This window comes from Pseudazoarcus sp. NS20 (assembly GCF_059703745.1).
In genome coordinates this window covers 286,572-312,535 of sequence record NZ_BAAKIY010000004.1, presented here as the reverse complement: position 1 = coordinate 312,535, position 25,964 = coordinate 286,572, and the positions used below count along the sequence as shown (strand labels likewise).

The window sequence follows — 25,964 nt, the reverse complement described above, 5'->3', positions numbered from 1 at the left end:
GCTTACGGCTTCGGTTGATTCGACAGGCTCCACACATACGCAGCGAGCACATGCACCTTGTCTTCGCCGAGGAAGTCACCAAAGCCCGGCATGCGGTTCTGACGGCCGTTATTGATGGTCTGCGTGATGATGGCTTCGCTGGAGCCCCACAACCACGTATTGTCGGTCAGGTTCGGAGCCCCCATCGCCGGGGTGCCTTTGGCTTCGGCGCCATGGCACACCGCGCAGTTGGCAGCAAACACATCGACACCACGCTGGGCACGGATCGAATCGTGCGCCAGACCGTTGAGCGAGCGCACGTAATGCGCCACGTCACGCGTGCTTTCGGGGCCGATCGTCGGGCCCAGCGGCGGCATCACGCCGGTGCGTCCGTTGGTGATGGTGGTCTTGATGGTTTCGGGCTCGCCGCCCCACAGCCAGACCTTGTCGGTCAGGTTGGGGAAACCACGGCCACCCCCGGCATCGGACCCATGGCACTGCGAGCAGTACGTCTGGAACAGACGGCCGCCCATGGCCACCGCCTCCGGATCTGCGGCAACTGCTTTCAGATCCATGTCGCGATACTTGGCGTAGATCGGGCCGAAGCGGTCCTCAGCTGCAGCCTTTTCGTCTTCGTACTGCCCGACTGCACTCCACTGAAGGATGCCTTGACGGTTGCCGAAACCCGGGTAAAGCGCCAGATACACGACCGCGAAAATCAGCGTGATCCAGAAGAGATACATCCACCAGCGCGGCAGCGGATTGTTGTATTCGACGAGAGACTCGTCCCATACGTGATCACACAGTTCAACCGGGCCCGGCTTGGGTTTCTTGTTGTTCGAGACCAGCACGAACACACAGAACAGCAGGCTCAGGGTCACCAACACCATGACCCAGAAATTCCAGAAGCCGCTCACGAAGTCAGCCATGTTCTTTTCCTTGCTTGGACTGCCCGTCTTCGCGAGAAGCGGGCTTGTCGTCATCTTCGGTGAAGGGGAGCATGGCCGCCTCGTCAAAGCCCTTCCGTGCATGCTTGCTGAACGCCCACAGGCAGATGCCGATGAAGCACGCAAAGCCGACCACGGTGACCGCGATTCTTACGATGTTGGCTTCCATTACTCGCCCTCCGGATTACTTGAAGTTGGACAGCGCGGTGCCCAGACCCTGCAGGTAGGCAATCAGCACCTGCATTTCGGTCTTGCCTTCGAGCGCGGCCTTGGCACCGGCGATTTCCTCGTCGGTGTAGGGGTGGCCGAGCTTGCGCAGCGCGATCATCTTCTTGTCGATGCTGCTGGCGTCGACCGGGCGCTCAAGCCACGGGAAAGCCGGCATGTTCGACTCCGGCACGACCGCACGCGGGTTCAGCAGGTGGACACGGTGCCACTCATCCGAATAACGACCACCCACGCGCGCCAGGTCGGGGCCCGTACGCTTGGAGCCCCACAGGAACGGACGGTCGTAGATGTACTCACCCGCCACCGAGTAGTGACCGTAGCGTTCGGTTTCGGCACGGAACGGACGAATCATCTGCGAGTGGCAGTTCGAGCAGCCCTCACGAATGTAGATGTCGCGACCGGTCAGACGCACGGCGTCGTACGGCTTGATGTCCAGCGGGTTGCCGGTGCGATCGATCGGCTTGGTCAGCGAGTGCTGGAAGAACAGCGGAACGATTTCCACCAGACCGGCCACGCTCACCGTGGCAAGCGTCAGCACGATCAACAGACCAACGCTGCGCTCGATTAGCTCATGCTTGAGTTTGCGCATCTTCTACAACTCCTCAGTGCGCCGCAGCCGGAGCGAGCACCGGTGCTTCGTAAGTCTTCTGGCCCGAAATGGTCTTGATCGTGTTGTAGGCCATGATGAACATGCCAGACAGGAAGAGCCCACCGCCGATCAGACGGATATTCCAGAACGGATAGCTGGCCTTGACGCCCTCGATGAACGAGTACGTCAGCGTGCCGTCGGCATTGACCGCACGCCACATCAGGCCCTGCGTGACACCGGCGATCCACATCGAGGCGATGTACAGCACGATGCCGATGGTGGCGATCCAGAAATGGGCGTTGATGAGCGACACCGAATACATCTCGGTTTTGCCGTACATGCGCGGGAGCAGGTAATAAATCGAGCCGATCGAGATCATCGCCACCCAGCCCAGAGCGCCGGAGTGAACGTGGCCGATGGTCCAGTCGGTGTAGTGCGACAGCGCGTTGACCGTCTTGATCGCCATCATCGGACCTTCGAAGGTCGACATGCCGTAGAACGACAGCGACACCACGAGGAACTTGAGGATCGGATCGGTACGCAGCTTATGCCAAGCACCCGACAGGGTCATGATGCCGTTGATCATGCCGCCCCACGACGGAGCCAGCAGGATCAGCGAGAACACCATGCCGAGGGACTGGGTCCAGTCGGGCAACGCGGTGTAGTGCAGGTGGTGCGGGCCGGCCCACATGTAGGTGAAGATCAGCGCCCAGAAGTGCACCACCGACAGACGATAGGAATACACCGGACGATCAGCCTGCTTCGGCACGAAGTAATACATCATGCCGAGGAAGCCGGCGGTCAGGAAGAAGCCGACGGCGTTGTGGCCGTACCACCACTGGATCATGGCGTCCTGCGCACCGGCGTAGGCCGAGTAGGACTTCCAGAAGGTGACCGGGATGGCCGCGCTGTTGACGATGTGCAGCAACGCCACGGTGAGGATGAACGCGCCGAAGAACCAGTTCGCCACGTAGATGTGCGAGACCTTGCGCTTGGCGATCGTGCCGAAGAACACGATGGCGTAAGAGATCCACACGATGGCGATCAGGATGTCGATGGGCCACTCAAGCTCGGCGTATTCCTTGCTCGAGGTGTAGCCCAGCGGCAGCGTGATGGCAGCCAGGACGATCACCGCCTGCCAGCCCCAGAACGTGAATGCGGCCAGCTTCGGCGCAAACAGCGGAGTGTGACAGGTGCGTTGGACCACGTAATACGAGGTAGCAAACAGTGCGCAGCCGCCAAACGCGAAAATCACCGCGTTGGTGTGCAGCGGGCGCAAGCGGCCGAAGTGGAACCATTCACCGAGTTCGCTCATGTTGAGCGCCGGATGAGCCAGCTGGGCGGCGATAAGCACCCCCACCGACATCCCGACGATGCCCCAGACGATAGCCATCAGGGCGAACTGGCGAACGACTTTATAGTGGTAAGTCGCCTGCGATTGCACTTGGATTACTCCTCTCGGTTACAAAATTCCTGGCCCGACCAACGGCCTGCAAAACGGCCTCGAAAATACGACAAAGCGCCTGAACGGGTTTGATCCCGATCAAGCGCAGGTGAAATCAATCAATCCGGTATAGATCATCATCTGACATATCACGCCGCAGTACGGCGTATTCGGTGCAAAAAAACGGGGTGCACCGCGGCGCACCCCCAACCCCAACAGAGAGACTTGCAATCCATGATCACAAAGACGCGCTGTGCGTTTTGCGACCATGAGTCAGTATGTCGTCGTGCCCGTGGGGCTGGTTTGATCTGGATCAACCGGGCTCGTTGTTGGCCGGGCGGGAGTTTTCCTCTTCTCGGCGAGTGCGCGCCTCAAGCTCTTCCATTTCTCGCGGGGGGTCGGGATCGTCGACGAGAATCCGGAAACCCGGCCCCTCGAGGTCGTCAAACTGACCACTTCGCAAAGATCGAAAGAATACCACGCCGATCAGGAAGACGATAACGAGGGACAGTGGAATCAGGATGTAGAGGCCCATTTCAGGCTCCTTTTGTTGCAGCAATGCCGCGCTGCAGACGCAAAGCGTTGAGAACCACCAGCAGCGAGCTGAGCGCCATGCCCAAGCCTGCCATCCACGGCGTGATCAGCCCGGCCATAGCCAACGGCACAGACGTGAAATTGTAGGCGAACGACCACCACAAATTTTCCCTCACGATGCGCAAAGTGCGTCGCGCATGCGTAATTGCGGCCGACAGGCTGGCCAGATTGTTCGACAGCAACACCAGATCACCCTGGTTACGCGCCAGATCGGTACCGCCCCCCATGGCCACCGAGACCTGCGCCTGCGCAAGCACCGGACCATCATTGACGCCGTCACCAATCATCGCCACTACCGCGCCCGGTTCGGCCTGCCAGTTCGCGACAAAAGCCTGCTTCTCTTCCGGCGTGGAGCCCGCGCGCGTCTCGTGGATGCCAAGCCGCTGCGCCACCGCCGCCACCGCCATCTGTGCATCACCACTGACGATGGCCATCGGAATCCGCTCTGATGCAAGCCGCTCGGTCAGCACCGGCGCTTCATCGCGCAAGGTGTCAGCCAGGCGGAACAGAGCAATCACGCCGTGCTCCGACCCAAGGGCAACCACCGTACCGCCGCCTTGCCCCAGCGCTTCGAGACTCAGAGGGGCTGCAGCCCCGCTCAGTTCCGCAACAAATGTCGGCCGCCCCACACGCAGGCGCTCGCCGCTCACCCGCCCCTCAACCCCCTGCCCGGTGACGGAGCGCGCGGCCTCCACAACGGGCAATTGCAGTCCGTCCGCAGCCTGTCGCAAGGCCGCGGCAATGGCGTGCTCGGAGCCCTGCTCCAACGCCGCCGCCAGGGCGCGCGCATCGGCCTCTTCGCCACTCAACACCTCAAGTGCATCCACGCGCATTTCGCCATGCGTGAGCGTGCCGGTCTTGTCGAACACGAAGCGGTTGGCCTTGGCCAGACCTTCGATGGCGTGGCCGCGCGTGACCAGAATGCCCATGCGGGCCAGCGCATCGGTAGACACCGTCAGTGCCGTCGGCGTGGCCAGCGACAAGGCGCACGGGCAGGCCACCACCAGCACGGACACGAAGATCCACAAGGCACGATCGGGATCGATGAAATGCCAGATCACCCAAGTCAGCACGGAAGCCGCCAACAAGGCGGCGATGAACACGCGTGCCACGCGGTCGGCGTGGGTGGCAATGGCCGGGCGCTCCTGCGAGGCACGATCGACCAGGCGACGAATCGCCGCCAGCCGGGTGGCCTCGCCCACCCGTCGCACTTCGATCACCAGTGGGCTGGAGATATTGATGCTGCCGCCGATCACTTCGGCTCCGGCCGCCTTCTCCACCGGGCGGCTTTCACCGGTAAGCAAGGCTTCATTGGCGCTGCTGCGCCCTTCCAGCACCACGCCATCCACCGGAATCACTTCACCCGGGCGCACGCGCACGCGCTCGCCCGCAAGCAACTTGGAAACCGGCACTCGCTCGCCCGCACCGTCGGCCTCAAGCCGCTCGGCGAAAGACGGCAAAACCTTGCTGAGTTCCTCGACACCGCGCACGGCTTTCTGTCGCGCCAGCATTTCAAGGTAACGGCCGCCGAGCAACAGGAAAACGAACATCGTGACGGAGTCGAAATACACCGCCGGACCGCCGGTGAAGGTCGCCCACACGCTGGCCGCAAACGCACTGCCGACGCCGACGGCTACCGGTACGTCCATGCCCAGCGAACGGAAGCGGATGTCGCGCCAGGCGCGCTGGAAGAATGGCGCGGCGGAATAGAACACCACCGGCACGGTGAGAACCAGACTGGCCCAGCGCATCAGGGCTTCGGCGTCCTGCGACAGATCGTCGCCCGAGGCGATCCACGCCGGGTAGGCGTACATCATCACCTGCATCATGCCGAAGCCGGCAACGAACACCCGCCACAGCATCGAGCGACGCTCGCGATGCGCGATCTGTTCGAGGCGCTCGGCATCGTAGGGATAGGCGCGATAGCCGATCGACTGGATGGCGCCGAGAATGGCGGAGAGCTGGGTGCGCTCGGGATTCCAGCGCACGCGCGCGCGTCGCGTGGCGTAGTTCACGTCGACATGCGATACGCCGGGAAGACTGCGCACATGGCGTTCGTTGAGCCAGACGCACGCGGCGCACGTGATGCCTTCGAGGATCAGCGCGGCTTCACGCTCGTTCTCACCCACCGGCCGCACGAAATCGGCCTGAAACTCAGGGTGATCGAACAGGCCCAGATCCTGCAGATCGGCGGGCATCGCCTCGCGCACCGGCTCGGGCATGGCGTCGCGATGACGGTAGTAGTCGCTCAGCCCGTTGCTGACGATGGCGCTGGCCACCGCCTCGCAACCGGCACAGCACATGTGCCGCTCGGCATTGTCGATGCGCACCCGGTAAGACGTGTTCGGTGGGACGGACAGGCCGCAGTGATAGCAAGCCTCTTCGGCGGCGGACGGGCTGAGGGGCAGATCGGCGGTGGTCATTACGGCAGCTACGGCTTCCGGCCCGACGCGGGAGCGCCGGAACCCGGGCAACTCGCCTTTCTAGCACGATTCACCCTGCCCCCGCCTTGCGCAGGATCAATTCAGACGGGTTTAGTCAGCGCAATCGCCGCGGCGTGTGCGACTGCAACTCGCTCAGCGACACCAGCAGATCGCTGAAGCGCTCGCCCTGCACGGTGACATGATCACGCAGCAGTTGGGCGGCGCGCTCGCCGTCGCCCTCGATGATGGCCTGCGTGATGCCGTCGTGCTCGTCGAACGAGGCTTTCACGCGGTCGCGCACATGAAGCTGCATGCGCCGATAAGGGCGCAGACGCCGCTGTAGCTGCCGAGCCTGTTCGATCAGGAACTGATTGTGACTGGCGGCGTAGATGGCGTGGTGAAAACGCTCGTTGAGGTAGAAGTAGGTGTTCGGGTCGTCGCCCTGCAAGGCGCTCTGACTGGCCTCGTGCGCGGCCACCAATTCGGCGCGGTCTTCCACCGTGAGACGGCGCGCTGCAAGACGAGCACACATGCCTTCGAGCTCGGCCATGACCTCGAACATCTCGCACAGGCGCTGCGGCGACACCTCCACCACCACGGCACCGCGCCGCGGCCGCATCTCGACCAACCCCTCCGAATCAAGCTGAATCAGTGCCTCGCGAATCGGTGTGCGCGAAACGCCGAATTCCTCCGCCAATTCGCTTTCGTCGAGACGCATGCCCGGCGCGTACTCGCCCGTCGCAATGCGCTCTTCGATGGTTTCACGCAGCGTCTCGGACCGACGGGTGGCTACCGGCGGCACTTCAGGTCGGTTCATGTTGCAGCTTCCTCGGCGGCGATGAATGTCGCGTGAACTTGAATCAAGTTCATCTTAGGTTATTCTCGTATACAAGAAAGCAGTTTTGGAATACAAATCTGCATCAACGCCACCCTGCGGGGGACGGTCGCCCAGCCGACGCGGCCGAGGACCACGCGCCATGCGTGCTCTGCGTAAGCCCGGCATATAAAAGCAGCACAAAAATATTCTCAGGAGACAACCGCCATGAACCAGAAGCAAGCCACCGTGCGCAGAAACTTTCTGCGCTCCGCACTGACCGTATGCGCCGCCGTGACGCTCGGGGCCGGCGTAGTGAGTCAGGCCAGCGCCCAGCAGACGCTGCGCCTGTCACACCAGTGGTCCACCAACGACATTCGTCACAAGGTCGCGCAGATCGTCGCCGACGAAGTCGAGAAGGCCAATGTGGGCATCAATATCCAGATTTTCCCGAGCCAGGCCCTGTTCAAGGCCAACGACCAGTGGGGCGCGCTGACTTCCGGCCGCCTCGACATGACCGTGCTGCCGCTTTCCTACGCCGGTGGCCGCCACCCCGAGTTCAACCTCACGCTGATGCCCGGCTTGGTGAAGAACCACGCCCACTCGGTGCGCATCAACAACTCCGACTTCATGGGCAAGATCGAAGAGGTCGCCAACAAAGCCGGCGCCGTGACGGTCGCCAAGGGCTGGCTGGCCGGCGGCTTCGCCTCCAAGAAGAACTGCATCGTCGAGCCCGACGACGCCAAGGGCCAGCAAATGCGTGCGGCCGGCAAGGCCTTCGAGCAGATGCTCGCCGGTGCAGGCGCATCGATCTCGTCGATGCCCAGCTCCGAGGTGTACACGGGCATGCAGACCGGCGTGCTCGACGCGGTGAACACCAGCTCGGCAAGCTTCGTTTCCTTCCGCCTGTACGAGCAGGTCAAGTGCTACACGCCGGCCGGCGAGTACGCGCTGTGGTTCATGTATCAGCCGGTGATGATGTCCAAGCGTGCCTACGACCGTCTGAACGACGCGCAAAAAGCCGCTCTGACGGCCGCGGCCAAGAAGGCCGAAGAGTATTACGTGACTGAAGCCGCCAAAGAAGACGCCACCTCGGTTGAAGTGTTCAAGAAGGCTGGCGTGGAAATCGCCCAGATGAACGCCGAGCAGTTCAAGAAATGGCGTGACCTGGCGGAGAAGACTTCCTACAAAGCCTTCGTCGATGAAGTGAAGGGTGGCAAAGAGCTGCTGGATATGGCTCTGTCCGTAGAGTAATTCCGAGCGGGCCGGCGCCTCACAGCGCCGGCCTTTTCGTATCCGCCTCACCCGGAGCACCACGATGCTTCTTTACGTCCGAACCGTACATGCGCTGTCACGCATCTGCGGCGTTACCGCCGCGATGATGATCTTCGCGTCGGTGTTCATCGTCTGCCAACTGGTCTTCATGCGGTACGTGCTCAATGCCTCGACCGTTTGGCAGACCGAAGTCGTCACCTACTTGATGATCGGCGCGACCCTGCTGGGCATGCCCTACGTGCAGTTGCTGCGCGGCCACATCAACGTCGACCTGTTGCCGCTGTATCTGCAGAAAGCCCCGCGCAAGGTGCTGTTCGCGTTTTGCGCATTGCTCCAGGCCGTCACCTGCGCCGTCGTGGCGTTCTACTCGGCCGAGCTGTTCCTGCAGGCATGGAACGGCGGCTGGCGCTCTTCCTCGGTGTTCGGCTCGCCGCTGTGGATTCCCTATCTCGCAATGCCACTAGGTTTCGGCCTGATGGTGCTGCAATACACCGCGGATCTGATGATGGCCACGCGCGTTGAAGACCCCTTCGTGCCGGCACACCAACAGCCGCTCAACCCCGCTTCCGAAGGAGAGCGCTGATGGATCCGCTGCTGCTCAGCCTCTTCGTGCTCATCGCCACCATTGCGGTGCTGTTTTCGGGCATTTCGGTCGGCTTCGGCCTGATCATCGTCTCGACCCTGTTCATCCTGTGGCAGGACGGCATGTTCGGTCTCGCGGTTATCCCCGAGGTCATCTTCGGCAAACTCGACAGCTTTGCGCTGCTGTCGATCCCCATGTTCATCCTGATGGGTGCCGCCGTGGCGTCCTCACGTGCCGGCGGTGACCTGTATGAGTTGCTCAGCCGCTGGCTGACTCGCGTACCGGGCGGTCTGGTGGTGTCCAACCTCGGTGCGTGCGCTCTGTTCTCGGCCATGTCGGGCTCGTCGCCCGCCACCTGCGCGGCCATCGGCAAGATGGGCATCCCCGAGATGGTCAAGCGCGGCTATCCAAAAGGCGTCGCGGCCGGCTCCATCGCGGCTGGCGGCACGCTGGGCATTTTGATTCCGCCCAGTGTGACGATGATCGTCTACGGCATTTCGACCGAAACCTCGATCGGGCGCCTGTTCATCGCCGGCATCCTGCCGGGCCTGATGCTCACGGGGCTTTTCATGGCCTGGGCGATTTACTCGACCTGGCGCCAGACCGATGGCGTGGTGGTATCGAATATCCGCTACACGCTCAAAGAGCGCCTGGAGCTGATGCCGAAGATCCTGCCCTTCCTGCTGATCATCGTCTTCGTGCTGTGGGCGCTGTACGGCGGCGTCGCCACGCCGTCGGAGGCCGCCGCCGTGGGCGCACTGGCCTGCGTGGTGCTGGCCATCGTGGTCTACAAGATGTGGAACCCCAAGGTGCTGTGGAACGTGTTCCGCGACTGCACCAAGGAATCGGTGATGATCATGGTCATCATCGGCGCATCGGGCCTGTTCAGTTTCATGCTGTCGAGCCTCTACATCACGCAGAGCCTGGCGCAGTGGATCATCGACATGAACCTCAACCCGTGGGCGTTGATGTTCATGATCAACCTTTTCCTGCTGGGCGCCGGCTTCTTCCTGCCTCCGGTGGCGGTGATCCTGATGGCGGCGCCGATCCTGCTGCCGATCATCATCGAAGCCGGTTTCGACCCGTACTGGTTCGCCGTGATCCTCACCATCAACATGGAAATCGGCCTGATCACGCCGCCGGTGGGGCTCAACCTCTTCGTCATCAACGGCATCGCGCCGGACATCAAGCTGCAGACCATTCTGTGGGGCTCGCTGCCGTACGTGGGCTGCATGGTGCTGGCCATCATTCTGCTGTGCATCTTCCCGGAGATCGCCACCTGGCTGCCGACCTTCCTGATGGGCCCGGCCGTCTGAGCCTGAAACCGCACCCGGCCACGGCCGGGTGCGTCACGGAGAAACCTTCATGAACGCCAACGATCACCGCCTGCCCGGCAACCGGCGCGCCGAACGCAAGGCGCGCGCGGCCAAGCTGGCAAGCGGCCGTCAGGTCGCGGCCGACGATGCCATCGCGCTGCTCGAAGCTGTCATCGAATGCGGCGACCGTGTCTGCGTCGAGGGCAACAACCAGAAGCAAGCAGACTTTCTTGCCCGCGCGCTGGCCTCGGTTGATCCCGAAACAATCAACGAGCTGCATCTGGTGCAGTCGGTCATCGCCCTGCCCGACCACATTGCGCTGTTCGAGCGCGGCATCGCAAAAGAGGTGGATTTCTCGTTCTCGGGCCCGCAGGGCACGCGGCTCGCGCAACTGGTGTCGGAGGGGCGCATTCGCGTCAATGCCATCCACACCTATCTGGAGCTGTTCGCACGCTACTTCGTCGATCTGACGCCGAATGTGGCGCTGATTGCAGCCGAAGCGGCCGACGCGCAGGGCAACCTCTACACCGGCCCGAACACCGAAGACACGCCCGCCATCGTCGAGGCCACGGCCTTCCGCGGCGGCATCGTGATCGCCCAGGTGAATGAAATCCGCGACACGCTGCCGCGCGTCGACATCCCGGCCGATTGGGTGGATTACGTCATCGAGGCGCCCAAGCCCTACTACATCGAGCCGCTGTTCACGCGCGATCCGGCACAGATTTCCGAAATCCAGGTGCTGATGGCGATGATGGTCATCAAAGGCATCTACGCGCGCTACGGCGTCACCACGCTCAACCACGGCATCGGCTTCGACACCGCTGCCATCGAATTGCTGTTGCCGACCTACGCCGAACGGCTCGGCCTGAAGGGCAAGATCTGCACGCACTGGGCGCTCAACCCGCACCCCGCGCTGATTCCCGCGATCGAGGCCGGCTTCGTGCAGTCGGTGCACAGCTTCGGCTCGGAACTCGGCATGGAGGCCTACATCGCCTCCCGCCCCGACGTGTTCTTCACCGGCGCCGACGGCTCGATGCGTTCCAACCGTGCCTTCTGCCAGGCAGCCGGCCATTACGCCTGCGATCTGTTCATCGGCTCGACACTGCAGATCGACCTGCAGGGCAACAGCTCCACCGCCACCAAAGGCCGCATCGCCGGCTTTGGTGGCGCGCCCAACATGGGCGCCGACGCGCGCGGCCGCCGTCATGAAAGCGAAGCCTGGGTGAAAGCCGGCGAAGAAGCACGCCAGGGCCGCAACGAAATGCCGCGCGGTCGCAAGCTGGTGGTGCAGATGGTCGAGACCTTCCGCGAACACATGGCGCCGGCCTTCGTCGAGCGCCTCGACGCGTGGGATCTGGCGGATGACATGGGCCTCGCCAACCCGCCGGTGATGATCTTCGGTGACGACGTCACACACATCGTCACCGAAGAAGGCATTGCCAACCTGCTGCTGTGCCGCGACGCAGGCGAGCGTGAGCAGGCCATTCGCGGCGTGGCCGGCTACACGCCGGTGGGCCTCGCGCGTGACCGCGCCAAAGTGGCCGAGTTGCGCCAGCGCGGTGTGATACAGCGCCCGGAAGACCTCGGCATTGCCCGCCGCGAGGCCACGCGCGACCTGCTGGCCGCGCGCTCGATCAAGGATCTGGTGCGCGCTTCGGGCGGCCTGTACGACCCGCCCAGCCGTTTCCGCAACTGGTGAGTGCCATGGAAAAACTGCACTACGACATTCCCTCGCAAAACGCAGCCGTCCGGCATCCACCAGTGCTGGTCGGCGTCACCGCCTCGGGCAACTGCGAAGTGCTGGTCGAAGCCAGCGAACACGCCGGCCACTGTCGCATCGCCATCAACACCTCGGCCATCGGCTTCGGCCCGATCTGGCAGGCCGTGCTGCACGACTTCGGCGAGCGCCACCGCGCCGGCGGCCTGACCATCGAGATCAACGATGTAGGCGCCACCCCGGCGGTGGTCAGCCTGCGCCTCGATCAGGCGCTCGAAGCCTGGGAGGAAGAACATGCGTAAGAGCTATTCGGAGGCCAGCGCCCGGGAGCGGGTGGCGGGCATCCTCGACGCCGGCAGCTTCCGCGAATTCGTGCCGCCGTCCGAGCGCGTCTCCAGCCCGCATCTGGCGCAGCTCGATCAACCGGTGGCCTTTGACGACGGCCTGATCGCCGGGCGCGGCACGCTCGACGGCAAGCCGGTGCTCATCGCCGCGCAGGAAGGGCTGTTTCTCGGCGGCGCGGTGGGCGAAGTACACGGCGCCAAGCTCGTCGGCCTGATCCGCCGCGCGGTGGCCGAGAAGCCCGCCGCCGTGCTGATCCTGTTCGACTCCGGCGGCGTGCGCCTGCATGAGGCCAACGCCGGCCTGATTGCCGTCTCGGAAATCCTGCGCGCCATCTGCGCCGCGCGCGTGGCCGGTGTGCGCTTTGTCGGGCTGGTCGGCGGCAGCGCCGGCTGCTTCGGCGGCACCGGACTGGTGGCGCGCTGCTGTGACGCCATTGCCATCTCGGAAGAAGGCCGTCTGGCCATGTCCGGCCCCGAGGTGATCGAAACCGTGCATGGTGTGGAAGAGTTCGATGCGCGCGACCGCGCCCTGGTGTGGCGCGTCACGGGCGGCAAGCACCGATACCTGCTGGGTGAAGTCGACCGCATTTGCGACGACGACATCGCCGATTTCCGCCGTGCCGCAATGGCCCTGACCGACGGCACGGCCGGCCTCAGCCTAGAAGACGTCGAACGCGAGCACGCACGCCTCGCCGCACGCTGGGAAGCCTTTGCCGACTGCAGCGACGGGTTGGAGGTGTGGCGCCGATTAGGCGTTGCGCAACCCGAGAGCATTCCCATGCTCGACGCCGCCGAATTCGAAGCCGTGGCCGACGCGGCCAACGCCAGGAGCCCAGCATGACCCGCGACGATCTGCTGCACGCCTTTTTCAGCGCCGACGGCTGGGCACCGCATACGCTCGACGATCACTACTTCGACGGCCGCGCGAGCCTGGGCGACGAGACCATCACCGTCATCGGTACTGCCGGCCGCGCCGAAGTCGGCGCCGACCTGTGCCTGCGCATGGCCGCCGCCGTGCTCGAAACCGTGCGCAAACGCCCCGGCGAAGCCATCGTGTTCTTCCTCGACACGCAAGGCCAGCGACTGCGCCGCCGCGACGAGCTGCTGGGCCTTAACGGCTACATGGCGCACCTTGCCAAATGCTGCGAAATTGCCCGCCACCACGGCCATCCGCTGTTGTCAGTGGTGTATGGCGAGGCCGTGTCCGGCGGCTACCTCACCACCGGCATGATGGCCGACGCCTGCTACGCCGTGAGTGGCGCCGAAATCAAGGTCATGAACCTGCCGGCCATGGCACGCATCACCAAAGTGCCACTGGAAAAACTCCAAGCCCTGGCGAAGGAATCCCCGGTGTTTTCACCGGGCGTCGACAACTATCTGCGCATGGGGCACCTGCGCGCAGTGTGGAGCGACGACTACGCAAACCAGTTGGCCACGGCGCTGGCCGAGGTACGCGCCGGCCCCGCAGGCGACGACCGCCGCATGCAACTCGGTCTGGAACGCGGTGGCCGCCACGCCGCCGCGCCGCTGGCCGAACGCATTGCCCGACATGGCTGATCACGTGCCAGCCCGACACGACCTGATCTGGCTCGACGCCGGCAGCGCGGAGTTGGCGCGCGCCCTGCCCGGCTGCAGCGTCGAGCAGATCGACCCCACGGCCTGCCTGCGCGAGTGGATCGACGCCGGCAGGCCGCTGATCATGGCTCGCCAGCCAAGCGAACTGGCCCCCGGCCGCAGCCTGCTCGGCCTGCCGCTGCCGCCTGCCGCAGGCAAACACCGCATCGCCTTCGACGTGCCCACGGCGTGCATCGCGCGCCGCGCCGCGCCACCGCCGCTGCTGGCGATTGCCGCACAATTGCCGGAACACTGGCAAGCCACCGTAAGCGCCTTGACCTCCCATGCGGACATCGCGGCGGCCCGGCCACGCGCCTTCGGCTCGGCGGCCATGCAGGCCCTCACCGGCCTGACGTGTCTGGGCGAAGATTCGGATCTCGACCTGATGCTGCAACCCGTCAGCCGCGACGCGGCCTTGCGCACGCTCGACGCGCTTGCGGCGATCTCGTCGCACGGTGGCGCCCCCCGGCTCGACGGCGAACTGGTGGACCGCCACGGCCGCGCCACCAGCTGGCGTGAATTGCTGGGCGGTACGCGCCAGATCCTGTTCAAGCACGTCCGTCACGTCGGTATGATCACTCGTGAGGAATTCCTGGCGGGCTGCAACACCGAATCCACATGAGCTTCACGCAACACATCGACCACGCCGCCTGGCAGGCGCTGGTCTTCGAACTCTCGCTGGCACCCAAGCCCGGCTTGGTCACGCCGTTCTCCAACGGCAGCCACAGCGACATGGATCACCGCCATTTCAACGCCAGCATCAATGCGCTGGCCGGCTATTTCGGCGATTGCGCGCGTCTGGGCGCCACCGCGGCACCGCTGCATGCCTTGCAGACACGCGGCGTGATCGCAGAGAACGTCATGTTCGAGGCCACCGGCGGGGTCAATACGCACAAGGGCGCCATCTTCACCCTCGGGCTGCTCGCGGCCGCAGCCGGGCTGCAGCACACCCGCGGCGAACCAGACCGGCACACGCTGGGCCATACCGTCGCCGAAGAATGGGGCTCTGCCCTGCTCATGGCCACCGCCCCCATCAACACCCACGGCGCGCACGTGCGCCGCAAGCTGGGCATCGCCGGCGCGCGCGAGCAAGCCGCCGCCGGCTTTCCCGTGCTGTTCGAAACCACCTTGCCCGAGCTCGAGCGCGCCCGCGCGCAGCTCGGCAACCACCCCAACGCCCAACTGCACGCACTGATGGCCACCATCGCCGTGCTGCCGGACACCAACCTGGCGCACCGCGGCGGCCGCAGCGGGCTGGCGTGGGCACAGTCGGCTGCCGCCGATTTCCTCGCGCGCGGCAGCGTATTCACCGATCGCCACGAGCGGCATCTGCACGCCGTTTGCTCGGCCTTCGAACGCCGTCGCCTGAGCCCTGGCGGCAGCGCCGACCTGCTGGCTGCCGCGTTGTTCATCTGCGCGCTGGACATGCGCCCCGCCGCCCGCCCGCGCGGCGAAGTGCAGGCGGCATGAGCCTGTGCTGGCTGTGCCCCGGTCAAGGCAGCCAGACGCCTGACATGCTCGCGCAACTGGCTGGCGATGAATTGGCAGGGCCGGTGTTGAAGCGCCTGTCGCACCACGTCGCGCCCGACACCCTGGCCGTGGCGAGCGAGCCCGAGCACTGCTTCCACAACCGCCATGCCCAGCCCCTGATCGTGTTGTACGGCCTGTGTGTGGCCGAGACTTTGCGCACTGCTGGCATCGAGCCCGCCGTGGTGGCCGGTTATAGCGTCGGAGAGCTCACCGCGCACGGCGCCGCGGCTGCGCTGGCACCGGAAACGGCCTTGGCTCTCGCCAGACAGCGTGCCGACTGCATGGAGGCCGCCGCCCCCGCCGGGCATGGCTTGCTGGCCGTGCGCGGCATACCCATCGCCCGCTTGCAGCATGCCGCGCAGGCCGCCGGTGCAGCGTTGTCGATCACCAACGGGGCCGATCACGGCGTACTGGCCGGCCCCTCGGCGGTGCTCGATGCGCTGGCCAGCCAGCTCGCGGCCAGCGGCGCGCACGTGGTGCGGCTGGCGGTCACCGTGCCGGCGCATTCGCCCTGGCTGGATAGTGCCGTGGCGCCGTTCGCACAAGCGCTGTCTGCCGCGCAATGGCTGCCACACGCCGCGCCGGTACCCGGCGGCATCGACGGACGCAGCGTCTCCACCCGCAAGCAGGCCGTGGATGCGCTGTCACGCCAACTGGCGGAGCCGCTCGACTGGGCACGCGCGCTGGATGTGGCACGCGAACTCGGCGCCACCCTGTTCTTCGAACTCGGGCCGGGCGACAGCCTGAGCCGTATGGTGCGTGAGCGCCATCCTGACCTCGAAGCCCGCGCTCTTTCGGACTTCGCCACCGTTCGCGGCGCTGCCACCTGGCTTGCCCGCATGACCAACATTCAGTAGGAGATCGACATGACCCAGGCACGCATCGTGCGCATCACCGAAGCCGGTTCGCCGGAGGTAATGAAGCTCGTCAAAATCGATTTGCCCGCGCCGGCAAGCGGTGAGGTGCGCCTGCGCCAGACGGCCATCGGCTTCAACTTCATCGACACCTACCAACGCAGCGGCTTCTATCCGGTGCCGATGCCCGGCGGGCTCGGGCATGAGGCGGCTGGTGTGGTCGAAGCCGTGGGTGAGGGCGTCGAAGCACTCAAGGTGGGTGACCGCGTGGCCTACATGAACGCAGGCCTGGGCGCCTACGCGAGCCATCGTAACGTGTCGGCCGACAAGCTCGTGAAACTGCCCGTTGCCGTGTCGGACGAGCAGGCGGCAGCACTGATCTTCAAGGGCATGACCGCGCAGTACCTGGTGCGCCGCACGCATCGCGTGCAGCCGGGCGACATCGTGCTGGTGCACGCAGCGGCTGGCGGCGTGGGCCAGATCCTGTCGCGCTGGGCCAAGTCGCTCGGAGCCTTCGTGGTCGGCACCGCCGGCTCGCCGGAAAAATGCGTGGCCGCGCGCGCGGCCGGCTGCGACGAGGCCATCGACTACACGCAGGCTGACTGGGTGCAGCAGGTGATCGACGCCACCGGCGGGCAGAAGGCGCGCGTGGTGTATGACTCGGTTGCCAAGACCACCTTCATGGGCTCGCTCGACTGCGCAGCGCCCTTCGGGCTGGTGGTGCTGTATGGCGCCGCATCCGGACCTGCGCCGGACATCCATCCCGAGATCCTCAATAAAAAGGGCTGCCTGTTTCTCACTCGCCCGTCGGTGTTCCCCCACAACGCCAAGCCGGAAATCTTCCGCGAGAACGCGCGCGAAGTGATGGAGGCCATCCAGAGCGGCGTGATTGACGCTCCCATCGGTGCACGCTTCGCCCTCGAGGACGTGGCGGAGGCCCACCGCGCCGCCGAATCACGCAGCACCACCGGCTCGATCGTGCTCGTTCCGTAACCCATTTCACGGCCCGCCAGCGCTCTGCATGCCGAGGCGCACTGAAGTTCTGCCACCCTTGGCCGATATGTCAGTGAACGGTGGCTGAACGTCTTCACGCCCCCGGCCTTGTTCGGAGTAACGCAATGAAAGTGCTGTTGGCCCCCGGAATCGCCTTGTGCAACCGCCTTGGTCACGCCCAGAAATACGGCTTGATCAGTCTGCTCCTGCTGCTGCCGATCATCATCCTCGGCTACGAAGTCGTCCAAGGCAGTGGCTCGCTGTGGTCTTCCAGCGCTGCGCTGGCCACCACCCTGATTGCGCTTTACCTGCTTGCCGCGCTGGCCGAAACCCAGGGTGAAACGGCACGGGCGTTCTCGGCGGCGATCACGCGTTTCGCCAAAGGCGATCTGTCCGCCCGCGTGAAGCTCGAGGGGCGCGACGAGATGGCGTGCGTGGCGCACTCATTCAACGACATGGGCAAAGAGGTCAAACGCATGATCGCCCGCGTCTCGGGCCACGCGGCCGAAGTCGGCTCCGCTTCGGGCAAGCTGGCCCACCGCACTTCCGACGTACGCAAGAGCTGTCACATGCAGGCAGACGCGACCACCAGCGTAGCCGCCGCCATGCAGGAAATGACCACCAGCATCGCCCAGGTTTCCAGTCACGCCAGCGACACCGAAAGCGCATCGGAAGCCGCCTGCAGGCTGTCGGAGGAAGGCGAGCGCGTGGTGCGTGAAGCCTCCAGTGAAATGGAGCGGATTGCCGAAGCCTTCAGCCGCTCCGCCGGGCAAGTGAGCGAACTTGGCGGGCGCACCGACGAGATCAGCAAGATCCTGCAGGTCATCCGCGAGATCGCCGAACAGACCAACCTGCTCGCCCTCAACGCCGCCATCGAAGCCGCACGCGCCGGTGAGCAGGGCCGCGGCTTCGCGGTGGTGGCCGACGAGGTGCGCAAGCTGGCCGAACGCACCGGCAACTCCACCGCCGAAATCAGCAGCATGATCGAGCTCATCCAGCACAGCACGCGCTCGGTAGTGTCCGGCATGGAAGAAGGGGTCAGCCAGGTGTCGCGCGGCGTGGAGCTGGCTTCGCGCGCTGGCGACGCACTGTCGCACATCAACAAGGGCGCGCACGACACCCTGCACATGGTGCGCGACATCGCCGCCGCGGTGAAGGAGCAGAGCACCGTATCGAGCGAAATCTCCGAGAGCGTGGAGCGCATCTCCAGCATGCTGCAAAGCGGCAGCGTGGGCGTGGATCACATGTCCGAAGAAGCCGAGCATCTGGATACCGTGGCCTCCAGCCTGAAGGACGCCATCAGCCGCTTCTCGGGCGGCACCGCCAACGAAGCCTCACAACTCGTCGAGCGCGCGGCAGCGCTGTACACCAGCCGCGGGCAGCAGGCCGCCTTCGATGCCTTCAACGACGCTCACGGCGAATTCGTGCAGCGCGATCTGTACATCTTCGTGTACGACATGGAAGGTACGGTGCGCGCCCACGGCGGCAATCCGAAGCTCATCGGCAGCAACATGCGCGACGCCCGCGACGCCAATGGCGCGTTGTTCGTGCAAGACCGCATCCGCATCGCCCAGCAGGCCGGCAGCGGCTGGCAGGACTATATGTTCAAGAACCCGGAAACCGGCGACGTGGAGAGCAAGAGCTCGTTCGTCCGCCGGGTGGACGACTACATCTTCGGCTGCGGCGTTTACAAGTGACGCGCCGCAAGGCGCCGGATGCGGGGCCAGGGGCTCACGCAGACTCACCGCCTGTTGCGCCGAAGCACGCGGGCATGCGCTTTGCGTTCACGGATGGGGCACTGCGGCGTATCCTCGTCATACCGACCATCGAGGCTGCAAAACGGCCTCTGGCGCCCCCCTGGAGGATGCTGCATGTCGATTGACTGGAAGAATTACTCCCCTTCCCCGTTCTACGACGAACTGATCGCGGCCAAAGGCAAACCCCGCCCGGCCGCGAAAGTGCTGACCGACTACCTCGCGGGGCTCGACTCCGCCGAAATCCAGACCCGCAAGAAGGCGGCCGAACTGGCCATCGTCGAGATGGGCATCAGCTTCACGGTGTACAGCGAAGGCGAGAACATCGATCGCGCCTGGCCCTTCGACATCATCCCGCGCATCATTCCGCGCAAGGAATGGACCCGTGTCGAGGCCGGCCTGACGCAGCGCCTCACAGCCCTCAACCTGTTCATACAGGATCTCTACAACGAGCAACGCATCCTGCGCGACAAGGTGCTGCCCGATTACGTACTGGCCCAATCCAAGAATTTCCGCGAACAGTGCCGCGGTTTTACCCCGCCGCTGGGGGTATGGGCTCACATCTGCGGTTCCGATCTGGTACGCGACGGCGACGGCACCATGTACGTGCTGGAAGACAACCTGCGCGTGCCCTCCGGCGTGTCCTACATGATCGAGAACCGCCACGTCACCAAACGCGTGTTCCCGGAACTGTTCGAGAACACCAGCATCCTGCCGGTGGACGAATACCCGGCACAACTTTTCGACATGCTCGCCGCGCTGTCGCCGCGCCCGCAGGATTACCCCACCGTGGTGGTGCTCACGCCGGGCATCTTCAACTCGGCCTACTTCGAACACTCGTATCTGGCCCAGCGCATGGGCGCGCAACTGGTCGAGGGCGCCGACCTGGTGGTGAACGATGACGACTGCGTGTATATGCGCACCATCGGCGGGCTGGAGCGTGTAGACGTGATCTACCGCCGCATCGACGACGAATTCATCGACCCCGAAGCCTTCAAACCCGATTCCATGCTCGGCGTGCGTGGCCTGATGCGCGCGTGGCGGGCCGGCAACGTGGCGATTGCCAATGCACCCGGTGCCGGTGTAGCCGACGACAAGGTGATGTACGCCTTCGTGCCGGCGATGATCAAGTACTACCTCGATCAGGATCCGATCATTCCCAACGTGCCGACCTACCTGTGCGTCGACAAGAAAGACCGCGAGCACGTCATCGCCAACCTTGAGCATCTGGTGGTCAAGCCGGCCAACGAATCGGGTGGCTACGGCATGCTGGTAGGGCCGCACTCCACCAAGAAGCAGCGCACCGAGTTCGCCCGGCTGATCCGCAAGGACCCGCGCAACTACATCGCCCAACCCACCCTCGCCCTGTCGGTGGCGCCGACGCTGTGCGAGGAAGGGCTGGAGCCGCGTCACATCGACCTGCGCCCGTTCATCCTGCAAGGCGTGCGCACCGACGTCACGCCGGGCGGCCTCACGCGGGTGGCCATGCGACGCGGGTCGCTGGTGGTCAACTCCTCCCAAGGTGGCGGCAGCAAGGACACCTGGATCGTGGACGAGGAGAACTGAGATGCTTTCGAGAGTCGCAGAACGCCTGTACTGGATGGCCCGCTACATCGAGCGCGCCGAAAACACCTCCCGCATGATCATGGCCTTCAACACGCTGGCCCTAGACATGCCCAAGTCCGTCGCGCTGTCGTGGAAGGAGCTGGTCTCCGTGACCGGCATGGACACCCTGTTCGACGAGCGCTACCAACGCGACGACGACCGCAATTGCGTCAAATTCATGATCGCCGATGCCTCGAACTCGGGCTCCATCCTGAGCACCCTGCGCAGCGCCCGCGAAAACGTGCGCACCACGCGTGATCTGGTACCGACCGAAGGCTGGGAGATCGTCAACGAGCTGTACCTGTTCGCGCGCGACAACGCCGAACAGGGTGTGAACAAGCGCGGCCGTCACGAATTCCTGTCCGAGATCGTGCAGCGCTGCCAGACCCTCACCGGGCTGCTCGCCGGCTGCATGAGCCATGATGCCGCCTACGATTTCATCCGCCTCGGCCACAACATCGAACGCGCCGACATGGCCACGCGGCAGATCGACGTAGGCGCCCTGCGCCTGCTTGCCCGCCGCGACAACCCGGCCCCGTATGAAGGGCTGTTGTGGACCAGCATCCTGCGCTCGCAAAGCGCCTTCCAGATGTATCGGCAGCACGTTAAGCGCCGCGTGAACGGCGTCGATGTGGTGCGTTTCCTGTTGCAGGATGCCGATTTCCCGCGCTCCGTGGCGCACGCCCTGTCGCGCTGCGAGCGTGCACTGACGCGCCTGCCCAACAACGAGCGCCCGCTGCACATGGCGATTGCTGCGCGGCGCCACGCGCTGGAAGCGGAAGTGCCGACGCTGATCGCCGACGACGGGCTGCACGACTTCATGGACCACGTGCAACTGGAAGTCGCCGAGCTGCATCAGGCAATCGCGACCAACTGGTTCCCGCAGGACGCAGCGTGAGTCTCCGTTCACGGCTGGGGCATTTTCCGCTAGGATCGTCGCCCCTGGCGGACGCCTCACGCTCACACCTCTCGTCATGCCTGCCGGCCTGATCAACGCTTATCCCTTTGCCGACAACCGGTTCGACGAGATGCTCGCCGAACCGGGCAAACCGCGCACGCACTGGCAAGCCTTCGCCCAGCGCATCGAAGGCCTGCCATCGCAATCGATGCGCCAGCGCGCGTCGTTCGTGGCCGATGCGATTGCCTCCGACGGCGTTACCTACAATGTCTATGCCGACCCCGAGGGCATGCGCCGACCGTGGGAGCTGGACATGCTGCCGCTGGTCATCAGTGCTCAGGAATGGCACACGCTATCGACCGCGGTGGCGCAACGCGCACGCTTGCTCGACCGCGTGCTGGCAGACATCTACGGACCGCAGAAGCTGATCGCCGAAGGCATGCTGCCGCCCGCGCTTGTGTTCGGGCAGCACGGCTACAAATGGCCCTGTCACGGCATTCAGCCTGCCGGCGGACGCTTCCTGCATTTTTACGCCGTCGATCTGGCGCGCGCCCCGGACGGCGGCTGGTGGGTGATTGCCGACCGCACGCAAGGCCCGTCGGGCGCCGGATATGCGCTGCAGAACCGCATCGTGGTGTCGCAGGCCTTCCCCGACGCCTTCCGCAACCTTCGCGTGCAGAAGCTGGCAGGTTTCTTCCGCTCGCTGCAGGACGGGCTGTCGCGCATGGCCCCGACCGATGGTGAAACGCCGCTGTGCGTGCTGCTCACGCCCGGTCCGTACAACGAAACCTATTTCGAGCACGCCTTCCTGGCGCGTTACCTCGGTTTCCCGCTGGTCGAGGGGCAGGATCTCACGGTGCGCGACGACACCGTGTACCTCAAGACGCTGCGCGGCCTGCGCCGGGTGCATGCCATCCTGCGCCGCCTCGACGACGACTTCTGCGACCCGCTCGAACTGCGCGCCGATTCCGCGCTGGGCATTCCCGGCCTGCTCGGCGCCGTGCGCGCCGGGCGCGTGCTGATGGCCAACGGGCTGGGCAGCGGGGTACTGGAGAGCGCCGCACTGTTCGGTTTCCTGCCACGCATCTGCGAACGCCTGCTGGGCGAGCCGCTGGCCATCCCCTCCGTGGCGAGCTGGTGGTGCGGCGAAACCACCGCGATGGAGCAAGTGCTCGCCAACATCGACAACCTGGTGATCAAGCCGGCCTACCCCGACATGAGCCGCGAACCGGTGTTCGGCCATACGCTCAAGGGCGAAGCATTGCAGCAGATGGTCGACAGCATCGTGGCGCAACCGCATGCCTACGTCGGCCAGGAGTGGGTGCGCTTGTCGCAAGCCCCCGTGTGGTCGCACAGCGCTGATCGCGAACAGTTGCTGCCGCGCTCGGTCGGTCTGCGCATGTTCGCTGCCGCCACGCCCGACGGCGGCTACACGGTGATGCCCGGCGCCCTCACCCGCGTGGCACCGGATGCCGGAGTCGAAGTCATCTCGATGCAGCGTGGCGGGCTGTCGAAAGATACCTGGATCCAATCGGAAGGCCCGGTACAGCGCGAAACCTTGATCAAGAAGCGCCTTGGCATGATCGACCTGATGACGGCCGGCGCGGAAGTGCCGTCTCGCGTAGGCGAAAACCTGTTCTGGATGGGGCGCCACTCCGAGCGCTGCGAGGCCTCGGCGCGACTGCTGCGCACCGTGCTGACCCGCGTAGCGACGGGCCATGAGGAAATCGACGGCGAGCTCGCCGGCTTGCTGGCTGCCGCCGAGCAGCTCGGCGTGCTGCCGCCGACGGCCGGCGATGCTGACCTTGAAGAACGCCTGCTCGCAGCGGTATCCGATTACAAACACCCGGACTCCATCGCAGCCAACCTGCGCGCGCTCGGTTTCAACATCAACCACGTGCGCGAGCGCCTGTCGTCCGACAACTGGCATGTGCTCAACCGCCTCGAAAACGCCCTTAAACCGGCGCCGGCCACACTCGACCAGGCACTCGGCGCACTCGACCGCGTGATGCTCGACTGCATTTCGCTGGCGGGTTTCGCAATGGACGACATGACGCGCGACGAGGCGTGGCGCTTCCTTATTCTGGGCCGTCGCATCGAACGCCTGGCCGCGCTGTCGACGCTGATCCGGTCTGTGCTCGAAACTCCGGCCAGTGATCGCGAGCGCATGCTCGAATGGCTGCTCGACGCCTGCAACTCCATCGTCACCTACCGCGCCCGCTACCGGCGCGCGCCAGAATTGTTGCCGGTCATCCATCTGGTGGTGTTCGACACCAGCAACCCGCACTCGGTCGCCTTCCAGTCACAAGCGCTCAAACGCTATCTCACGCTCGCCTCGCAAGAGCTTGGCCACACCGTGCCGCCGCACATCGGCGAGCTCGAACGACGACTCACGCGCTTCGACCTCACTGCCTTCGAAGCCGACGAATGCGACCCGGCTTGCGCACGGCTGTCGTCCTTGCTGGGTGACGCCTGGGACACAGCCCAGGCCTTGTCCGACGACGTGCACAACCGCTTCTTCATCCACACCGTGAATCGCTCGCGACTGAGGAGCGTCGCATGACGCCGACGCGCTATCACGTGTTGCACGAAACGCGTTACAGCTACGAACAGCCGGTGCGCGAATCGCATCAGCTGATGCGCCTGCAGCCGCGTGAGCTGCCGTGGCAAACCTGCGTGTCGCACCGTCTGCGCGTCAGCCCCGACCCCGCACGCAGTCAGGCCTTCAGCGACAGCTTCGGGAACCGCATCGTGGCCATGCACTTCGAAACCGCCCACGAAGAGCTTTTGGTGCGCAGCGAATGCTGGGTCGAATTGCAGCCGCGCACCATGCCCCCGATGGACAGCTCGCCAAGCTGGGAATCGGTGCGTGACACCCTGCGCTACCACGCCGGCACGAGTCTGCCCCCCGCCCTGCTCGAAGCCTCGGCCTTCATGTTCGAATCCACCGATGTACGCATCAAGCGCGTGTTCGCCGAATACGCCATGGCCAGCTTCGTGCCCGGCCGGCCGCTGCTGGCCGCATGCGACGATCTGATGCGGCGCATCTTCGACGAATTCACCTTCGACCCTGAAGCCACCGAAGTCTCCACCCCTGTGTTCGAGGTCTTCGAGAAGAAGCGCGGCGTGTGCCAGGACTTCGCGCACTTCATGATCGCCTGCCTGCGCTCGCTCGGCCTGTCGGCCCGTTACGTGTCGGGCTATCTGCTGACACGCCCGCCGCCGGGCCGGCCACGCATGATCGGCGCCGATGCCACCCATGCCTGGGTGTCGGTGTTTTCGCCCGGCTTCGGCTGGGTGGATTTCGACCCCACCAACGCGGTGTGGGCCGATCTGGAACACATCACCATCGGCTGGGGCCGCGACTTCAACGACATCTCACCGCAGCGCGGCATCATTCTGGGCGGCGGCTCGCACGAGCCTGAAATCGCCGTCACCGTCGTGCCAGAGGCCGAGTTCACCACCTTGTACGGCAATTCATCCTTGCCCGGGCTCGACTTGGCCCCCACCCACGGCTAGTCTGTCGTTCCCACTGTCCGCCAAACGGCGGGCGAGAGCCCCTCGCCGAGCCTCACCTGTTGCGCCCGGCATCGACTCAGGAACGCCGCATGACTTTTCTCAGCCCCGCCCGCACGCTCCCCGCCGCACTGCTGCTTCTGCTTCTCGCCGTTGTCAGCTTGCAGCCCGCCACCACTCAAGCCAAAACCACTCAGGCCAACACCACCGACCGCACACCCGAACTCGATGTGGATTACGTGCCGACCCCCATGCCAGCCGTGCGCCGCATGCTTGAAATGGCGCAGGTCGGGCGCGATGACCACGTGGTCGATCTCGGCTCCGGTGATGGCCGCATCCTGATCACGGCGGCCCGCAAACACGATGTGCGCAGCGCCCTGGGCATCGAGCTCGACCCGTGGCTGGTCGAGTACGCCACCGCGCAAGCACGCAAGGCCGGCGTGGCCGACCGGGTGAAATTCATCGAAGGCGACATTTTCGAGGCCGAGTTCGCGGACGCCGATGTCGTCACCATGTACCTGCTGCCGCAACTCAATCTGGAACTGCGCCCTTACCTGCTGTCGAACATGGCGCCCGGCACCCGCATCGTGTCGCACTCGTTCGACATGGGCGAATGGCAACCTGACGCGCAGGATTCGCTTTTCAATCGCGGGGTGTATATGTGGATCATCCCGGCCCAGGTCGCTGGCACCTGGGAGATCAGGCTCGACGCCGACGCCCCGCCGATCGTGCTCACGCTGACGCAGGAGTTCCAGCAGCTCAGCGGCCAGGCCAAGCAGAACGGCAAACCGCTCAAACTCGGCGAGCTCTCTCTGCGAGGGCCTGAAATCAGCTTCCGCCTCAACGGCAAGGACTATGCAGGCATCGTGAAAGGGAGCACCATCGAATCCGCCGGCGAACGCGAGTGGTTCGCGACGCTACGCTGATACGCATCGACAGACCATCCG

Annotated in this window: 24 protein-coding genes; 17 read left to right on the top strand and 7 right to left on the bottom strand. The window is 64.8% G+C overall.

The features are described from left to right. Positions 1–2: 2 nt before the first annotated feature. From ccoP to AC6H0W_RS13220, 7 genes are all read right to left on the bottom strand, one after another. The gene (gene ccoP, locus AC6H0W_RS13250) at positions 3–908 is read right to left on the bottom strand and encodes a cytochrome-c oxidase, cbb3-type subunit III (protein WP_497577655.1); all 906 of its coding nucleotides are present in this window, start codon (positions 906–908) and stop codon (positions 3–5) included. After that, on the bottom strand, positions 901–1,095 hold the full coding sequence (locus AC6H0W_RS13245) for a cbb3-type cytochrome oxidase subunit 3 (RefSeq protein ID WP_497577654.1): 195 nt from the start codon (positions 1,093–1,095) through the stop codon (positions 901–903). Before AC6H0W_RS13245 ends, ccoP begins: the two co-directional genes overlap by 8 nt. A 15-nt stretch (positions 1,096–1,110) precedes the next feature. After that, the gene (gene ccoO / locus AC6H0W_RS13240) at positions 1,111–1,743 is read right to left on the bottom strand and encodes a cytochrome-c oxidase, cbb3-type subunit II (protein WP_497577653.1); all 633 of its coding nucleotides are present in this window, start codon (positions 1,741–1,743) and stop codon (positions 1,111–1,113) included. A gap of 13 nt (positions 1,744–1,756) precedes the next feature. Beyond that, positions 1,757–3,187 (bottom strand): cytochrome-c oxidase, cbb3-type subunit I, encoded by a 1,431-nt coding sequence (ccoN, locus tag AC6H0W_RS13235; protein ID WP_497577652.1) that lies wholly within the window; start codon positions 3,185–3,187, stop codon positions 1,757–1,759. Positions 3,188–3,500: 313 nt separating this feature from the next. Then, a complete protein-coding gene (ccoS, locus tag AC6H0W_RS13230) occupies positions 3,501–3,722 on the bottom strand; it encodes a cbb3-type cytochrome oxidase assembly protein CcoS (RefSeq protein WP_497577651.1) in 222 nt (73 codons plus the stop codon). Between the two features lies 1 nt (position 3,723). Then, on the bottom strand, positions 3,724–6,204 hold the full coding sequence (locus AC6H0W_RS13225; RefSeq protein WP_497577650.1) for a heavy metal translocating P-type ATPase: 2,481 nt from the start codon (positions 6,202–6,204) through the stop codon (positions 3,724–3,726). Between the two features lie 115 nt (positions 6,205–6,319). Next, positions 6,320–7,021, bottom strand: coding sequence for a GntR family transcriptional regulator (locus tag AC6H0W_RS13220; RefSeq protein WP_497577649.1), 702 nt, complete (start codon positions 7,019–7,021; stop codon positions 6,320–6,322). A gap of 225 nt (positions 7,022–7,246) precedes the next feature. On the opposite strand from AC6H0W_RS13220, the gene dctP reads away from it, so the two are divergent. The 17 genes from dctP (at position 7,247) to AC6H0W_RS13135 (ending at position 25,943) form a co-directional block, all read left to right on the top strand. Further along, positions 7,247–8,272: a TRAP transporter substrate-binding protein DctP gene (dctP, locus tag AC6H0W_RS13215; RefSeq protein ID WP_497577648.1), complete on the top strand. Its 1,026-nt coding sequence runs from the start codon at positions 7,247–7,249 to the stop codon at positions 8,270–8,272. Positions 8,273–8,336: 64 nt separating this feature from the next. Continuing rightward, entirely contained in the window at positions 8,337–8,876 is a 540-nt protein-coding gene (locus tag AC6H0W_RS13210; protein WP_497577647.1) for a TRAP transporter small permease, read from the top strand. Beyond that, complete coding sequence (locus AC6H0W_RS13205) at positions 8,876–10,192, top strand: TRAP transporter large permease (RefSeq protein ID WP_497577646.1); 1,317 nt, start codon at positions 8,876–8,878, stop codon at positions 10,190–10,192. The genes AC6H0W_RS13210 and AC6H0W_RS13205 overlap by 1 nt, the downstream gene beginning before the upstream one ends. Before the next feature lie 49 nt (positions 10,193–10,241). Beyond that, entirely contained in the window at positions 10,242–11,891 is a 1,650-nt protein-coding gene (gene mdcA / locus AC6H0W_RS13200; RefSeq protein ID WP_497577645.1) for a malonate decarboxylase subunit alpha, read from the top strand. A 5-nt stretch (positions 11,892–11,896) separates the two neighbouring features. Continuing rightward, positions 11,897–12,211: a malonate decarboxylase acyl carrier protein gene (mdcC, locus tag AC6H0W_RS13195; RefSeq protein WP_497577644.1), complete on the top strand. Its 315-nt coding sequence runs from the start codon at positions 11,897–11,899 to the stop codon at positions 12,209–12,211. Next, complete coding sequence (locus tag AC6H0W_RS13190; protein ID WP_497577643.1) at positions 12,204–13,094, top strand: biotin-independent malonate decarboxylase subunit beta; 891 nt, start codon at positions 12,204–12,206, stop codon at positions 13,092–13,094. The genes mdcC and AC6H0W_RS13190 overlap by 8 nt, the downstream gene beginning before the upstream one ends. Next, positions 13,091–13,810: a biotin-independent malonate decarboxylase subunit gamma gene (locus tag AC6H0W_RS13185; RefSeq protein WP_497577642.1), complete on the top strand. Its 720-nt coding sequence runs from the start codon at positions 13,091–13,093 to the stop codon at positions 13,808–13,810. Before AC6H0W_RS13190 ends, AC6H0W_RS13185 begins: the two co-directional genes overlap by 4 nt. After that, positions 13,803–14,489 (top strand): malonate decarboxylase holo-[acyl-carrier-protein] synthase, encoded by a 687-nt coding sequence (gene mdcG, locus AC6H0W_RS13180; RefSeq protein WP_497577641.1) that lies wholly within the window; start codon positions 13,803–13,805, stop codon positions 14,487–14,489. The genes AC6H0W_RS13185 and mdcG overlap by 8 nt, the downstream gene beginning before the upstream one ends. Then, positions 14,486–15,337 carry a triphosphoribosyl-dephospho-CoA synthase gene (locus AC6H0W_RS13175; protein WP_497577640.1) on the top strand — a complete coding sequence of 284 codons (852 nt, stop codon included), beginning with the start codon at positions 14,486–14,488 and terminating at the stop codon, positions 15,335–15,337. Before mdcG ends, AC6H0W_RS13175 begins: the two co-directional genes overlap by 4 nt. Further along, positions 15,334–16,254, top strand: coding sequence for an acyltransferase domain-containing protein (locus tag AC6H0W_RS13170; protein ID WP_497577639.1), 921 nt, complete (start codon positions 15,334–15,336; stop codon positions 16,252–16,254). The genes AC6H0W_RS13175 and AC6H0W_RS13170 overlap by 4 nt, the downstream gene beginning before the upstream one ends. Before the next feature lie 9 nt (positions 16,255–16,263). After that, on the top strand, positions 16,264–17,244 hold the full coding sequence (locus AC6H0W_RS13165) for a quinone oxidoreductase family protein (RefSeq protein WP_497577638.1): 981 nt from the start codon (positions 16,264–16,266) through the stop codon (positions 17,242–17,244). 125 nt (positions 17,245–17,369) lie between these two features. Further along, positions 17,370–18,941: a methyl-accepting chemotaxis protein gene (locus tag AC6H0W_RS13160; protein WP_497577637.1), complete on the top strand. Its 1,572-nt coding sequence runs from the start codon at positions 17,370–17,372 to the stop codon at positions 18,939–18,941. Between the two features lie 174 nt (positions 18,942–19,115). Next, the gene (locus tag AC6H0W_RS13155; RefSeq protein WP_497577636.1) at positions 19,116–20,564 is read left to right on the top strand and encodes a circularly permuted type 2 ATP-grasp protein; all 1,449 of its coding nucleotides are present in this window, start codon (positions 19,116–19,118) and stop codon (positions 20,562–20,564) included. A gap of 1 nt (position 20,565) precedes the next feature. After that, positions 20,566–21,501: an alpha-E domain-containing protein gene (locus tag AC6H0W_RS13150; RefSeq protein ID WP_497577635.1), complete on the top strand. Its 936-nt coding sequence runs from the start codon at positions 20,566–20,568 to the stop codon at positions 21,499–21,501. A gap of 76 nt (positions 21,502–21,577) precedes the next feature. Next, a complete protein-coding gene (locus AC6H0W_RS13145; protein WP_497577634.1) occupies positions 21,578–24,064 on the top strand; it encodes a circularly permuted type 2 ATP-grasp protein in 2,487 nt (828 codons plus the stop codon). After that, positions 24,061–25,020, top strand: coding sequence for a transglutaminase family protein (locus AC6H0W_RS13140; RefSeq protein WP_497577633.1), 960 nt, complete (start codon positions 24,061–24,063; stop codon positions 25,018–25,020). Before AC6H0W_RS13145 ends, AC6H0W_RS13140 begins: the two co-directional genes overlap by 4 nt. Positions 25,021–25,109: 89 nt before the next feature. Further along, positions 25,110–25,943: a methyltransferase domain-containing protein gene (locus AC6H0W_RS13135; RefSeq protein ID WP_497577632.1), complete on the top strand. Its 834-nt coding sequence runs from the start codon at positions 25,110–25,112 to the stop codon at positions 25,941–25,943. The last annotated feature ends 21 nt before the right edge of the window (positions 25,944–25,964 follow it).

What these genes read in the sequence shown, in the direction of transcription:
- ccoP (WP_497577655.1), bottom strand. Translation starts at nt 908, where the DNA reads ATGGCTGACTTCGTGAGCGGCTTCTGGAATTTCTGGGTCATGGTGTTG.
- AC6H0W_RS13245 (WP_497577654.1), bottom strand. Translation starts at nt 1,095, where the DNA reads ATGGAAGCCAACATCGTAAGAATCGCGGTCACCGTGGTCGGCTTTGCG.
- ccoO (WP_497577653.1), bottom strand. Translation starts at nt 1,743, where the DNA reads ATGCGCAAACTCAAGCATGAGCTAATCGAGCGCAGCGTTGGTCTGTTG.
- ccoS (WP_497577651.1), bottom strand. Translation starts at nt 3,722, where the DNA reads ATGGGCCTCTACATCCTGATTCCACTGTCCCTCGTTATCGTCTTCCTG.
- AC6H0W_RS13225 (WP_497577650.1), bottom strand. Translation starts at nt 6,204, where the DNA reads ATGACCACCGCCGATCTGCCCCTCAGCCCGTCCGCCGCCGAAGAGGCT.
- AC6H0W_RS13220 (WP_497577649.1), bottom strand. Translation starts at nt 7,021, where the DNA reads ATGAACCGACCTGAAGTGCCGCCGGTAGCCACCCGTCGGTCCGAGACG.
- dctP (WP_497577648.1), top strand. Translation starts at nt 7,247, where the DNA reads ATGAACCAGAAGCAAGCCACCGTGCGCAGAAACTTTCTGCGCTCCGCA.
- AC6H0W_RS13210 (WP_497577647.1), top strand. Translation starts at nt 8,337, where the DNA reads ATGCTTCTTTACGTCCGAACCGTACATGCGCTGTCACGCATCTGCGGC.
- AC6H0W_RS13205 (WP_497577646.1), top strand. Translation starts at nt 8,876, where the DNA reads ATGGATCCGCTGCTGCTCAGCCTCTTCGTGCTCATCGCCACCATTGCG.
- mdcA (WP_497577645.1), top strand. Translation starts at nt 10,242, where the DNA reads ATGAACGCCAACGATCACCGCCTGCCCGGCAACCGGCGCGCCGAACGC.
- mdcC (WP_497577644.1), top strand. Translation starts at nt 11,897, where the DNA reads ATGGAAAAACTGCACTACGACATTCCCTCGCAAAACGCAGCCGTCCGG.
- AC6H0W_RS13190 (WP_497577643.1), top strand. Translation starts at nt 12,204, where the DNA reads ATGCGTAAGAGCTATTCGGAGGCCAGCGCCCGGGAGCGGGTGGCGGGC.
- AC6H0W_RS13185 (WP_497577642.1), top strand. Translation starts at nt 13,091, where the DNA reads ATGACCCGCGACGATCTGCTGCACGCCTTTTTCAGCGCCGACGGCTGG.
- mdcG (WP_497577641.1), top strand. Translation starts at nt 13,803, where the DNA reads ATGGCTGATCACGTGCCAGCCCGACACGACCTGATCTGGCTCGACGCC.
- AC6H0W_RS13175 (WP_497577640.1), top strand. Translation starts at nt 14,486, where the DNA reads ATGAGCTTCACGCAACACATCGACCACGCCGCCTGGCAGGCGCTGGTC.
- AC6H0W_RS13170 (WP_497577639.1), top strand. Translation starts at nt 15,334, where the DNA reads ATGAGCCTGTGCTGGCTGTGCCCCGGTCAAGGCAGCCAGACGCCTGAC.
- AC6H0W_RS13165 (WP_497577638.1), top strand. Translation starts at nt 16,264, where the DNA reads ATGACCCAGGCACGCATCGTGCGCATCACCGAAGCCGGTTCGCCGGAG.
- AC6H0W_RS13160 (WP_497577637.1), top strand. Translation starts at nt 17,370, where the DNA reads ATGAAAGTGCTGTTGGCCCCCGGAATCGCCTTGTGCAACCGCCTTGGT.
- AC6H0W_RS13155 (WP_497577636.1), top strand. Translation starts at nt 19,116, where the DNA reads ATGTCGATTGACTGGAAGAATTACTCCCCTTCCCCGTTCTACGACGAA.
- AC6H0W_RS13150 (WP_497577635.1), top strand. Translation starts at nt 20,566, where the DNA reads ATGCTTTCGAGAGTCGCAGAACGCCTGTACTGGATGGCCCGCTACATC.
- AC6H0W_RS13145 (WP_497577634.1), top strand. Translation starts at nt 21,578, where the DNA reads ATGCCTGCCGGCCTGATCAACGCTTATCCCTTTGCCGACAACCGGTTC.
- AC6H0W_RS13140 (WP_497577633.1), top strand. Translation starts at nt 24,061, where the DNA reads ATGACGCCGACGCGCTATCACGTGTTGCACGAAACGCGTTACAGCTAC.
- AC6H0W_RS13135 (WP_497577632.1), top strand. Translation starts at nt 25,110, where the DNA reads ATGACTTTTCTCAGCCCCGCCCGCACGCTCCCCGCCGCACTGCTGCTT.